This is a genomic window from Halobellus marinus (assembly GCF_032113415.1).
In the GTDB taxonomy this organism is placed as follows: domain Archaea; phylum Halobacteriota; class Halobacteria; order Halobacteriales; family Haloferacaceae; genus Haloquadratum; species Haloquadratum marinus.
On sequence record NZ_CP134946.1, the window covers coordinates 1,163,836 to 1,176,156 of the forward strand.

12 protein-coding genes are annotated in these 12,321 nt (G+C 60.6%); 10 read left to right on the forward strand and 2 right to left on the reverse strand.

All coding sequences use genetic code 11. The annotated features are described in order from the left end of the window. Nucleotides 1–6 precede the first annotated feature (6 nt). Together RJT37_RS05960 and RJT37_RS05965 are read left to right on the forward strand one after the other, a co-directional pair. The gene (locus RJT37_RS05960) at nucleotides 7–1,692 is read left to right on the forward strand and encodes an NAD-binding protein (protein WP_313688611.1); all 1,686 of its coding nucleotides are present in this window, start codon (nucleotides 7–9) and stop codon (nucleotides 1,690–1,692) included. Between the two features lie 292 nt (nucleotides 1,693–1,984). Then, nucleotides 1,985–2,329 carry a hypothetical protein gene (locus RJT37_RS05965; protein ID WP_313688612.1) on the forward strand — a complete coding sequence of 115 codons (345 nt, stop codon included), beginning with the start codon at nucleotides 1,985–1,987 and terminating at the stop codon, nucleotides 2,327–2,329. An 849-nt stretch (nucleotides 2,330–3,178) separates the two neighbouring features. On the opposite strand, the gene RJT37_RS05970 is transcribed toward RJT37_RS05965, so the two are convergent. Then, on the reverse strand, nucleotides 3,179–3,646 hold the full coding sequence (locus tag RJT37_RS05970; RefSeq protein WP_313688614.1) for a hypothetical protein: 468 nt from the start codon (nucleotides 3,644–3,646) through the stop codon (nucleotides 3,179–3,181). A 1,047-nt stretch (nucleotides 3,647–4,693) separates the two neighbouring features. Here RJT37_RS05970 and RJT37_RS05975 point away from each other — a divergent pair. The 7 genes from RJT37_RS05975 to RJT37_RS06005 all read left to right on the forward strand — a co-directional run bounded on the left by RJT37_RS05975 (nucleotide 4,694) and on the right by RJT37_RS06005 (nucleotide 9,747). Next, nucleotides 4,694–4,819: a hypothetical protein gene (locus tag RJT37_RS05975; protein ID WP_313688615.1), complete on the forward strand. Its 126-nt coding sequence runs from the start codon at nucleotides 4,694–4,696 to the stop codon at nucleotides 4,817–4,819. A 126-nt stretch (nucleotides 4,820–4,945) separates the two neighbouring features. After that, on the forward strand, nucleotides 4,946–5,125 hold the full coding sequence (locus RJT37_RS05980; protein WP_313689882.1) for a TRAM domain-containing protein: 180 nt from the start codon (nucleotides 4,946–4,948) through the stop codon (nucleotides 5,123–5,125). Nucleotides 5,126–5,527: 402 nt separating this feature from the next. After that, nucleotides 5,528–6,397 carry an NOP5/NOP56 family protein gene (locus RJT37_RS05985; protein ID WP_313688617.1) on the forward strand — a complete coding sequence of 290 codons (870 nt, stop codon included), beginning with the start codon at nucleotides 5,528–5,530 and terminating at the stop codon, nucleotides 6,395–6,397. Continuing rightward, entirely contained in the window at nucleotides 6,394–7,056 is a 663-nt protein-coding gene (locus RJT37_RS05990) for a fibrillarin-like rRNA/tRNA 2'-O-methyltransferase (protein WP_313688618.1), read from the forward strand. The genes RJT37_RS05985 and RJT37_RS05990 overlap by 4 nt, the downstream gene beginning before the upstream one ends. A gap of 94 nt (nucleotides 7,057–7,150) precedes the next feature. Further along, nucleotides 7,151–8,227: a glutamate--cysteine ligase gene (locus RJT37_RS05995; protein WP_313688620.1), complete on the forward strand. Its 1,077-nt coding sequence runs from the start codon at nucleotides 7,151–7,153 to the stop codon at nucleotides 8,225–8,227. Nucleotides 8,228–8,279: 52 nt separating this feature from the next. Next, nucleotides 8,280–8,930 (forward strand): winged helix-turn-helix transcriptional regulator, encoded by a 651-nt coding sequence (locus RJT37_RS06000; RefSeq protein ID WP_313688621.1) that lies wholly within the window; start codon nucleotides 8,280–8,282, stop codon nucleotides 8,928–8,930. 94 nt (nucleotides 8,931–9,024) lie between these two features. Then, complete coding sequence (locus RJT37_RS06005; RefSeq protein WP_313688623.1) at nucleotides 9,025–9,747, forward strand: phosphoglycerol geranylgeranyltransferase; 723 nt, start codon at nucleotides 9,025–9,027, stop codon at nucleotides 9,745–9,747. Between the two features lie 117 nt (nucleotides 9,748–9,864). Here the strand turns inward: RJT37_RS06005 and RJT37_RS06010 are convergent, their stop codons facing one another. Then, nucleotides 9,865–10,683 (reverse strand): DUF4013 domain-containing protein, encoded by an 819-nt coding sequence (locus RJT37_RS06010; protein ID WP_313688625.1) that lies wholly within the window; start codon nucleotides 10,681–10,683, stop codon nucleotides 9,865–9,867. Nucleotides 10,684–10,810: 127 nt separating this feature from the next. Between RJT37_RS06010 and aspS the strand changes: the two genes are divergently transcribed. Then, nucleotides 10,811–12,115 (forward strand): aspartate--tRNA(Asn) ligase, encoded by a 1,305-nt coding sequence (gene aspS / locus RJT37_RS06015; protein WP_313688627.1) that lies wholly within the window; start codon nucleotides 10,811–10,813, stop codon nucleotides 12,113–12,115. The last annotated feature ends 206 nt before the right edge of the window (nucleotides 12,116–12,321 follow it).

Sequence of the window (12,321 nt, forward strand, 5' to 3'; positions counted from 1 at the left end):
TCCACGATGGTTGACCTGCCGAAACGACTCTCTGATATCCAACTTTCTCGGCGAGATCGCCTTGTCTTGTATTACCTCACCGGGTTAGCTGCGCTGGTCCTTGTGTACACGGTCACGTACAATCTTGCACTGGCACAGTTAGAGGGAGTCAACCAATCGATATTCGCATCGTTCGAATTTATCGTCCAGACGATGACCACAACAGGATACGGCCAGGACTCCGATCTCTGGACCCATCCGGCAATGTTCTTGTTCGTTGCTGCAACGCAGATCTCCGGCATCGCGCTCGGCTTTTTCACGCTCCGCCTCATCATCATCCCGCTATTTACTGGGGCCGAGGTCAACCTCGACAACCGACTCACCCCAAAATCCGACCACGTCATCATCTGTGAATACCGGCGTGACTCTGCCGTTCTGCTTGATGAACTCGGAGAGCTCGGTATCGAATACGTCCTGATTTCGTCGTCTGAAGAGAATGCCAAGGAACTTTCTGATGAAGGTTATTCTGTTATTTATGGCTCCCCACAGGATGCGACGGCATTCGAACGAGCCAGGATAGAGACAGCACGAGCAGTCATTACAGATGCCGGAGATGCGAATGTCAATACTATCCTGACTGTGCGGTCACTCGATTCAGATATCGACATCATTACGCTGACCGATGACAGCGATATGCGAGACGTCTTGTTGGAGACGGGCGCGGATACCGTGGTGTCCCCACACGGGGTTCTCGGGCACCGGCTCGCCGAGAAAGCAGTCTCTTCGATCAAGTCTGATCTGACAGACACGATCGAGCTCGGGGGAGAGTTAGAGGTTACAGAGGTTCCGATCCAACAGGGGAACCGACTGATAGGAACGCGAATCCGCAACTCGAAAATCAGGGAGGAAACGGGTGCGAATATCATCGGAGCGTGGATCGATGGGGAACTCCAGCTCCCTCCTGATCCGGATGCAATCATCCGCTCGAATACAGTACTGCTCCTCACAGGAGCACACGATGCTTTGGAGGCGTTCAGTGACTTTACGCAACCGTCCCGCACGCTCCGGAAACACGAGCGTATCATCATCGCCGGGCAGGGTGAAGTTGGCCAAGCTGCACGGGAGGTCGTATCCGAGGAAGGACTTGATGTCGTGACTATCGATATCGAAGATGGCGATAGGGTGGACGTCGTGGGCGACGCCGGATCGGAAGAAATCTTAGAAGAAGCAGGGATCGAGACGGCCGGTGCTATCATTATCGGTCTTCCGGACGATTCCGCTTCACTACTGACAACCGTGTTAGCGCGGTCGCTAAATCCGAATATCGAGATACTGACACGGGTGGGTGACACTGATTCGACGCAGAAGGCACTGAGCGCAGGAGCGGATTACGTGCTGTCGGTTCCACGGGTGAGCGCTCGGATGGTCGCCAGGGAACTCCGCGGCGAGGACATCCTCGCACCAGCGAGTCAGATTCGGCTGCTCCGTGTCCCCGCAACACCGCTTTCAGGGTCGACACTCGCCGAGTCGGGCATCTACGAGAAAACAGGGTGTCGCGTCATCGCCATCGAGGACGAGTCTGGACTCACCAGCGTGGTCGATCCACAAAGGAAGTTCACGGGAACCGAACACATCATCCTTGTTGGCTCTGACGAGGCAGTCCAGCAGTTCAGAAAGCGGTTCGATGTCTCACCGATAGAGCCCGAGCACTGACCTGTTGGAGTTGACCTTGATTCTATTATCGTACTGATCGGGGGCTGATTGATCTGGACTCGGCCAGTAGGGAATGAGGACGGCCTTCTTGAATGGTATCGCCTCGACGAGTATCCCCCCTAGTGAGGGTGACTCTGACACATCAACCGGAATCAGTACGCGGCCGAGTAAACTACCCCGCCCTACTCACTCGCCTTTCGGCTCGCTCCTTGAGGGCGGGGCCTCCGCCTCGAAGGACGGTGAAGCCTTCGGTTTCGCGAATACCTATACGAGTCCGAATTCAAGACAACTTATGAGCGGCTCAAATCCCGAAAATACGGGATGGTTCACGGACCTCGATCCCGGAGACCTCGAAGCGGCAGCAATCACAATCTCCGACGGCACGGCCGACCGCCCCAGGAAGTGGCCAAAAAAAGCTATCGAGTCGGGGTTCGCAACCGACGAAAACGACTACTACGAAGCCTTACACCAAGCAACAGTCCACGCCACGCGGCGGGCCGTCAGCGCCCGTGAGACGGCCGGAGACCAGCAGTTACAGTATGCTGTGCGGGCGATGGACGACAAAGGACGATATCTATTATACGATGGTATGAACTGGATCTCTATTGGCTTACCAACCGCTTCAATCCCACAGTAGTCCATCTGAAACGACTTCTTCGAAGGAGCAGTCCCGACAGACTGCGTGGCTTCAATTCTACAGAGGTCCGTCTGAAACCGGCCGTCGGCAATCCTGACGGTGGCCGACGAAGTGGCTTCAACCCCACAGAGGTCCTTCTGAAACTTGAAGCGTTCTTGTCCGGCCCAGAAGCGATGCAGCTTCAACCCCACAGAGGTCCTTCTGAAACCGGGTAGAAGAAGATCTGAACCGGGAGCTGATCAAGTATATGCGGGGCGATACTTCGGCAGGCGGTGTGAACGATCCAGCGGGTGGCATCGACCACTATATCCATAGCTACTACGAGGATATTGAGCCGATCTATCGCCAGCGGATCTACAAATTAGGTGTGTAAGAACTGCCAATTGGTTATTGTCCAGATGGTTTGATAGCATAAACCCAGTTGATTTTACCCCAGGGTGTCATAGAAGAGTTGTTATGGTGTTTATTTCACGGCTTCACAGCGGAATCAGGCGTGGGATTCTGCCTGCGTGTCGAGTAGCTATCAACGGAAGGGACTGACAGAAAACTTACTACACGGCTTCCAGTCCTGACTAGACAACAGAGAATGGTACTGACAGAAGCGACGGGCGTCCTGTGTGTCTTGGTCGGTGGATACGCACTTGCTCGTCCGTTGTCAGTCCGCAGCTATCCGAGTGCCAACCAGTGGGAATCGGATCCCGAACAGGCAAAACAGGAACAGCGTGCGTACGCGGCTATGGCCGCGTTCTCTGCGATACTGGGTGGTATCGCACTCATAGTCCTTGGGTTCCTCGGATTCGGTCCCTAATTCCTCTGAACTATCAGTCCTGAGCAAGGCCTATCAAAGGGCTACGAAATATGGTCTGACAAGTGGCGACCTTTTCGCTGAAGAACCGATGAGATGGCTACTGCGATAATGCCTGTGATCATAAAGGCCGCGGCGTAATCGACCTGACCAGGAGCTTCTGTCCCCCAGATCCAGTGATTTCCGTAGAGGGTACGTACGATATTGGCAATGGGACCTCGTGGAATTTGTTCGCCCTCATTCAGTAAGAGAATGCCAAAGAGGGTGGTGAAGAACACCATCCACGGCCAGACGAGTGACGTGAATATGAATGTGAGACGGTCCAACGACAACCGGTCGAATAAGACAACTACTGTGACGCCATAGGCGATTGCGACTAAACCCAAAAACACCCGATAACTGAGCGAAGCGACAACGAAATCCCCGGCAAGGGCGACTGGAAACGCAGGGACCACCATCCCGAGAGTGATGATAACGACAGCCTTTCGGAATGTTCTGTCACCTGTTACCATACGCACTCGTCGGTTCAACAGCCACGACAAAAAACTGAATGGATACCTAAACCAAAGCCTCAGAAACAGCAGGTACTGGTGTCTGGTGGGATTCTGGGTTGGACTGTTACCTCAATATCTTTTGCACGTACTGAACGATTTGCGGTAGTCGATTTTGATCGCACTTCAATGAGTCAGGATTATAACCGGATTTTGGATATCCTTCCGCTATACATCACCCGCTACTCGGGGTGTAGATCTTGTGTGAGAGGGCCCCAAATGCTGAACAAGACACGTCCCTACGACAAGGAGACCGATCACACCCATTATCACTCCCAGCACTGGAGCAACCAGAAGGAGGACTCCAGCAAATCCAAGATCAAGTAAGCCTATCGACACTGGATAGAGTGTTTCCTGCGTCATCTTGTATTCGTATAGAGTCAGGATCAACAAAAAGCCGCTCAATGCTCAAAGAGACGCTATACATACTATCGGGCTAAATCGGGAAGCAATTTTCTAACTCTTCACTCAGCATTACACGTTTAATCCGGTCTTCTCGTAACGATCACTCCGGTCTCTTGCTGCCGAGCGCCGTCACCGTGGGGTAGCGCTCGACGATACACACTCAGAGTAATCATTATTACTTGGGTTTTCGCGCAGTCTTAGCCGTAGACATTCACGTCTGTACGTAACGTGTGGTACTCACCCACACAGTTATTAATCATTAAGATAATATTCTTGTATGAGGTATCGAGTGAAATGCGATAACTGTGACCTCAGCGAGGAATTACACAAGCACGACGCCTACGGTCGAGCGAAGGAACACGAAAGTCAGTATACGTCCCACACAGTTGCTGTCGTCCGGCCGCGTGAGTGATCTGGTTCTGTGCCGATGTGTTCCCTCAGTAGAGCACTGGTGTATTGCTGATTGATTCAGACGTTCGAGTACCAGGAACATTGAGTGGTTGAAGGCGCGTAGATTTCCAGCTCGTGACTGTTTACTGAGGATGCCTCAACGTGAGTCTTCAATAAACTCAAGCCCCTCCTGCTACTCCGTGTATGCGTCAGATGGAGATCTCAGAAGAATTGCTCTGCCTGTATGGCGCTAGTGTTGAGCACGAAGATGACTCATACGTGCTTGAGGTTCCTGAACAGGAAATTCAGCAGGGGGAGATCTCAGCTGATAAGGTGTAAAAGGTAGCGCTGGTAGCAACCCCTTCGGAGAAGACTGAAACCACACGGGATTCGTCGGATCGTGAGCAAACCGTTGAATCGGAGTCAGGCCCTCCCGTAGACGAAGGGGACATCAGAAAAGTCGAAATTGAAGGGTTAGGTGATCAAGGAGACGGAGTCGGCAAAATCGAAGGAGGCTACGTAGTGATCGTCCCAGAGACGGAACCGGGAGATACTATCACAGCGGAGATGGAGACTGTACGAGAGAACTTTGCTATCGCGGAGGTCATCCAAGGTCACATAGAAGACAGACCCAAGAACGTGTAGAGGCGGTTGCTGCGGTTTGTACCCCTAAGAGGTGTCATACAACAGTTCACATAGCTCCCAACGGATTCAGCGTTGGAAGTTCCGAGGCGGCTGTATGCGGCTCCACAGGAGTCACAGACGCCGAGCTGAATCTCGCTACCTGAGCACGAACAGCCCATCTCGATTAAAGGAATATGTCGAATCTCAACCCGGGTATCTTCCTCCTCACACAGCCTTCAAATTGAAATTAGGACTAAATAAAACTGGCACAGAATAGTCTTTATATCCGTATTGTGGACGTCTGAAGCCCTGTTGGATACGCAAACAATCCGCTGCAGACTCCTGACGAGTACTATCAACTGCAGGATACTCGAAATAAAAGGGTTCGCGAATACATATACGAGTCCGTATTCAAGGAAGCATATGAGCGGTCAAAATCCCGAAGTTGCGGGATGGTTCACGGATTTGAATCCGGGGGATATCGAAGCGGCAGCCACCGCCATTTCCGAAGGAGAAGCCGACCAACCCCAGAATTGGCCAAAAAAAGCTATCGAGTCGGGGTTCGCAACCGACGAAGACGACTACTACGAGGCCTTACACGAGGCAACAGTCCACGCCACGCGCGAGGCTGTAAGGGCCCGAGATACATCAGACGATCAACAGCTTCAGTATAGTATTGAGGCTATGGACGACACCGAACGCACCGCGAACGAACTCGCAGAGCGCCTCGCCGAGTGGGCGGGCTCCCTGGCGGACGCGCCCGGCCGCGACGCCGACGTCTCCGGCGGCGTCGACGGCGCACGCGAGGTCGCGTCGTGGACGCCCAAGACTCCGGCCGAGGAGCGGGTCGTCTCTCTCGCCGAACGCGTCGTCGCGCTCGACGACGAGCGCGCAGACTTACGCGCGTTCGTCGAAGCACAGGCCCCAGAGGTCGCGCCGAACCTCGCGGCGATGGCCGGGCCGGTCCTCGCGGCCCGGCTACTCTCTTTGGCCGGCGGCCTGGAGTCGCTGGCGAAGAAACCCGCCGGCACGGTGCAGGTCCTCGGCGCCGAGGACGCCCTCTTTGCACACCTGCGGGGCCGGGGTCCGTCGCCGAAGCACGGGATAATTTTCACCCACGAGTACGTCCGTGGCACGCATCCGGAAAATCGCGGCTCCGCGGCGCGGGCGCTGGCCGGCAAACTCGCGATCGCGGCGCGGATCGACCACTACTCGGGCGAGTACAAGCAGTCCGTCCACGACGACCTCGACGAGCGGATGGCGACGATCCGCGAGCGGGAGGTGGGCGAATGAGTGCCGACCTCCCCACGGGCGTCGAACGGCGGCGCTTCGACGGGCGCGAGCGACTCGCCACCCGCGGCGAACCGGTGTACGGCGAACCGCAGGACGCCGACGGCTGGCGGGCGTGGGACGCCGGGCGGTCGAAGCTCGGTGCGATGCTCGAACTCGGGATGGACGTCGGCCTCGATGGCGACGACAGCGTCCTCTACCTCGGCGCGGCCTCGGGAACGACCGTCTCGCACGTCGCCGACTTCGCGGGGCCGACGTACGCCGTCGAGTTCGCCCCGCGGCCGACGCGGGACCTCCTCGACGTCGCCGCGTCGCGACCGAACCTCTTTCCGCTTTTGAAGGACGCCCGCCGGCCCGAGACGTACGCCCACGTCGTCGAGTCGGGCCTCGACTGCCTGGTGCAGGACGTCGCGACGCGCGGGCAGGCGACGGTCGCGCTGCGAAACCGCCAGTTCCTCGCCCCCGACGGGCGGCTACTCGCTGCGATCAAGGCCCGCAGCGAAGACGTGCTCGACGAACCCGAAGCAGTCTTCGAGGACGTCCTCGATGAACTTCGCGAGGGTTACGTGATCCGCGAGACCCGCCGCCTGGACCGCTTCCACGACGACCACCTCGCGGTTGTCGCCGAACCGCGGACGGACGATCCGAACGCGGAACAATGACCGACTCTCTGCTCCCCTCCGCCGCGGCGCGGATGGGCGAAGCGTTCGTCGCGGCCCGCGACATATTTAATCGGCCGCCGCAAACCACGGGGCGATGGAGTTAGGGTCGGCCGACGCCTTCGACCGGATGGGCACCCTCGGCGTCGAAGAGGAGTTCTACATCGTCGACGACCGGGGCCGTCCGACTGCCGGGACCGACGATCTCGTCTACGACAATCCGCCCGGGGGCATCCTCGAAGATCGCATCGATCACGAACTGTTCAAATGCACGCTCGAGACGCAGACCCCGCTGATCGAGGACGTCGACGCGGCGGGCGAGACGATCCGCGCGGTTCGCGAGGCGCTCGTCGAGCACGCCGAGACGCACGGCTACGGGATCGCAGCCGCCGGGTTGCACCCGGAGGCCAAGTGGCGTGAACTCGCCCACGCCACGAAGCCCCGCTACCAGTCCCAGCTTGATCGTATTCAGTACCCTCAGCACCGGAACACGACGGCTGGACTGCACGTCCACGTCGGGGTCGACGACGCCGACAAGGCGACGTGGATCGCGAACGAACTCCGGTGGTATCTCCCGCCTGTCCTCGCGCTGTCGGCGAACTCGCCGTTCTGGTACGGCTTCGACACCGGCCTGGCCTCCGCTCGCGCGAAGATCTTCGAGGCGCTCCCGAACACCGGGATGCCGACGCGGTTCGACGACTTCGAGACGTACCGCCAGTTCGAGCGGCAGATGGTCGCACTCGGTTCGATCGAAGACCGCGGCGAACTCTGGTACGACGTCCGCCCCCACACCGGCCACGGGACCGTCGAGGTCCGGACGCCCGACGCGCAGACGGACCCGGCCCGTACTGTCGCGTTCATCCGGTACGTGCACGCCCTCGTCGAGGACCTCGCAGCGCGGTACGAGGACGGGGAGTCGGGGACGGACGTCCGCAGAGAGATCCTCGATGCCAACAAGTGGCACGCGATGCGTTACGGGCGGGACGCCGAGTTCATCACCCGCGACGCCGCCGAGACGGTTTCTCTCCCGGAGTTCGTCGAGGCGGAGGCCGACCGTCTCGGGACCGACAGCCTGCGACAGGTGTTCGACGCCGAGAGCGGGGCAGTGCGGCAGCGACGGATTCGCCGCGAGGACGGTGTCGATGCGCTCTGCGATCGGCTTCGTCTCGACTGACCCCCGAGAAAGGCTTTTGCGTCGCGAGTTCTGACCTTGGAGGTAGAACACGATGTCTTCCGACGAACCCACCGAAGAGTCTGACGAGCAGGGTGCCGAGGAATCGACCCACGAGGAAAGCGAGACGGTCGTCGGCGAGGACGAGGTATCTGTCGAGGTCGGCGGCGAGGATGTTCCCGTCGAGGTCGGCGACGACGGCGAGGCCGGTGCGCGGGAACGGATCGAAGCCGAGGCGGACCGGGCGGTCTCGGAGTTCGACGAGGGCGTCGTCGATCTGCTCGCGTGGCTCCTCGATACGGAGACGCGCGCGCGGATCTACGTTTATCTGCGGCAAAACCCCCACTCGACGAGCGAGGAGGTCGCCGACGGGACGGGGCTGTACCCGAGTACGGTCCGGGAGGCGCTCGCGGAACTCCACGAGGAGGAAACGGTCTCCCGGCGCAAGCGGGAGAACTCCGGTGCGGGCAACAACCCTTACGAGTACACCGCTATCGCACCCAGCGACCTGGTCAAAGGCGTCGTCGAGCAGGTTCAATCGGAGTTGAACACCGTCTTCAACCTGGACGACCGCCTCGACGACGCCGACGACGGCGGTGACACTGGGCCGGTAAGTATCACGGTCGACGAAGAGCGGAACGATGCCGGCGATGCCGCAGATTCCGGTGACGACACGGACACCGACGGCGACGACGAAGCGGCGTAAGCTATCGTAGCGGTTGCAACCGCTACTATTCCAGAGCCCGACGATACCCGCGCTTTCGCGTGATTTTTAACGTTCCCCGGGAGACGTACCTCCAATGACCGGGCCTTGGACGGAGTGGGACCACGTGCTGAAAGTGGATCCCGACAAAGACCTCGTCGACGGGGAGACGTTCGCCGACGTCTGCCAGACGGGGACCGACGCGATCGAGATTGGGGGAACTCTGGACATCACTACCGACAAGATGCAGCGCGTCGTCGACGCGTGCGCACGCTACGACGTCCCGCTGTATCAGGAGCCGTCGAACCCCGGCGTCGTGATCGAGAGCGACGCGCTCGACGGCTATCTCGTGCCGACGGTGTTCAACGCCGAATCGTCCTTCTGGGTGACCGGGGCGCACAAGGAGTGGGTTCGGATCGACGGGCCGCTCGACTGGGAGCGGACGACAACTGAGGCGTACATCGTGCTGAACCCCGAGGCGTCCGTCGCGGAGGTGACGGAGGCCGACACCGATCAGACTGCGGACGACGTCGCCTCCTTCGCGGCGGTCGCCGAGAAGATGTTCGGCCAGAAGATCATCTACATCGAGTACTCCGGCACCTTCGGCGACACCGAGAAGGTCGGTGCCGCCCGCGATACGCTCGACGAGGCGACGCTGTTCTACGGCGGCGGCATCGGCGACTACGAGTCCGCCTTCGAGATGGGCAACCACGCCGACACTATCGTCGTCGGCGACCTGCTCCACGACGAGGGCGTCGACGCCGTCAGCGAGACTGTCGAGGGCGTCAAAGACGCTCACGCCGAGGCACCCGCGGAGTAGCGTCGTCACTCCGCGGCCCGGTCCTCACTCGATCCCGTCGTGGCCCCGCCGCTGCCACGTCCGTCGTTTCGTCTGCTGGCGTCCTTCCTCGCCCCCGCCGACGTCTCCGGAACGGAATCACGCCTCCCGTTCGGCCGTTCCCTCGACCTGATCCAGTTGTAGCGCCGTCACCGGTCGATCTGCCGACCGACACTCGCTGCCGCTGAGATTGCGGGTCTTCCTCGCGCCTGCTGACGCTGGCTCCCTCGCCGCCAGTCGATCCGCCCGCAGCGCGTGTGCGTCTACTCGCTCCCGCAGGAGTTCGGCGGCGACCGCGACGCCGAAGAACGTCACCCCGGCGCCGAGCAGCGGCCCGAACACCGGGAGCGCACGGAGACCGAACCGCACGACGGCGACGACGACGGCGAGGCTACCGACGGCGACCGACAGCCGACGCCCCGGCCGCGAGCGGGCGATCCGGATCCCGGCGACCAGCGGTACATCGGTGCGGATGTCGGTCCGCGCGATCGCGAGGAGTCCTGCGACCGCACAGTGCCACGTGACGACCGCGACCACAGCGGCGACGACGAGCGTCGGGACGTCGCGAGCGCTACCGCCGTGTGCGATGCCCGCGACCGTACGGTCGGGCATTCCGATCGCGGTGAGCACCACGAGCGCCGGGAGGGCCACCGCCGCGAGCAGCGCGGTGGTTCGGGTCCCGGTGCGCCCGAGGCGTCGCCAGTCGCCCAGTCCGGTGACCCCGCCCGACCCCTCGCGGGCCGCTCTGACGACGTAGCCGACGAGGACGAGCCACAGGAGCGGGACGCGCCCAGCTGCCAATACGAGTAGCGTTCCGACGACGACGGTGTCGAACTCCCCGCGGTCCAGCGCCGACACTGCTCCGGCGACTTCTGTGCCCGCGTCGACGAGGCTGTCGACTGCGGTCTCTCCGTGCATCGCCCCGGAGTGGGTCCCTTCTGGTATTTGAACTCTCGGTCGGTGGGCGCGACCGGGGAGCCGGGAGGCGATGTCCAGCGAACCCGAATCGACCGTTTTTAAGCCCGGGCGGTCGGAATGACGGTATATGCAAGGGAGAACCTTCACGGCAGACGCCGAGCCGGGTGACGACGTCACCGTCGCCGGCTGGGTCCACGAGATCCGCGATCTCGGCGGGATCGCCTTCCTCATCCTCCGGGACCGGACGGGCAAGATCCAGATCAAATTCGAGAAAGACGAGATGGACGAGACGCTGGTCGAAACGGGGCTAAACGTTCCCCGCGAGAGCGTCATCACGGTCTCCGGCGCCGTCGAGGAGGAACCGCGGGCACCGACGGACGTCGAGATCGTCCCCGACGAGGTCGACGTCCTGGCAGAGTCCGACACCGAACTGCCGCTGGATCCCTCGGGGAAGGTCGACGCCGAGCTCTCCACGCGGCTCGACAACCGAACTCTCGACCTCCGAAAGGAGGAAGTGAAGGCGATCTTCGAGATCCGCGCGGAGATCCTCCGCTCGGTCCGGGATGCCTTCCGCAGTCTCGGCTGCACGGAGATCAACACGCCGAAGATCGTCGCCACCGGCACCGAGGGCGGCACGGAGCTGTTCCCGATCACGTACTTCGGCGAGGAGGCGTTTATGAACCAGTCGCCGCAGCTGTTCAAGCAGCTGATGGTCGGCTCCGGCCTCGAACGCGTCTTCGAGATCGGGCCGATCTTCCGCGCCGAGGAGCACAACACCCCGCGGCACCTCAACGAGGCGACGTCGATCGACTTCGAGTCGGCGTTCGTCGACCACACCGAGGCGATGGATGCCTGCGAACACGTCGTCAAGAGCGCCTACGAGGGTGTCGCGGAAAACTGTGAGTCACAGCTCGAAACCCTGGGTCTCGCCGAGGACTTCGCGCTTCCCGAAGGGGACTTCCCTCGACTCACCTACGAGGAGGCCATCGAGCGGATCAATGCCACCGGCGAACTCGACGTCCAGCTCGTCTGGGGCGACGACCTGCCCACCGAGGGCGAGCGCGCGCTCGGCGACGACATCGGCTCCCACTACTTCATCACCGACTGGCCCGCCGAGATCAAGCCGTTCTACATCAAGGACCACGACGACGACGCGGAGCTCTCGACGGGCTTCGATATGATGCACCCGCGGATGGAACTCGTCTCCGGCGGCCAGCGTGAACACCGCTACGATCACCTCGTGGAAGGGTTCGAGCAGCAGGGACTCGACCCCGACCAGTTCGAGTACTACACGAAGATGTTCAAATACGGGATGCCCCCGCACGCCGGCTGGGGCCTCGGCGGCGAGCGGCTCGTGATGACGATGCTCGGGCTGGACAACATCCGGGAGGCCGTGTTGTTCCCGCGAGATCGCCAGCGACTCTCTCCGTAGAGTCGCTACCGATTGAGCGGGAGCCAGAAAAGCGAGCGGAGCGAGCTTTTCGCTGTTCCCACGAGATCGACAACGGCTCTCGCCGTAAGGCGGAGGCCGTTGTGGCCGAGCGGGGGCCAGAGAGACGAACGCAGAGAGTCTCTCGCTGTTCCCGCGAGATCGCCAGCGACTCTCTCCGTAGAGTTGCTCCCTATCGAGCGGGGGCC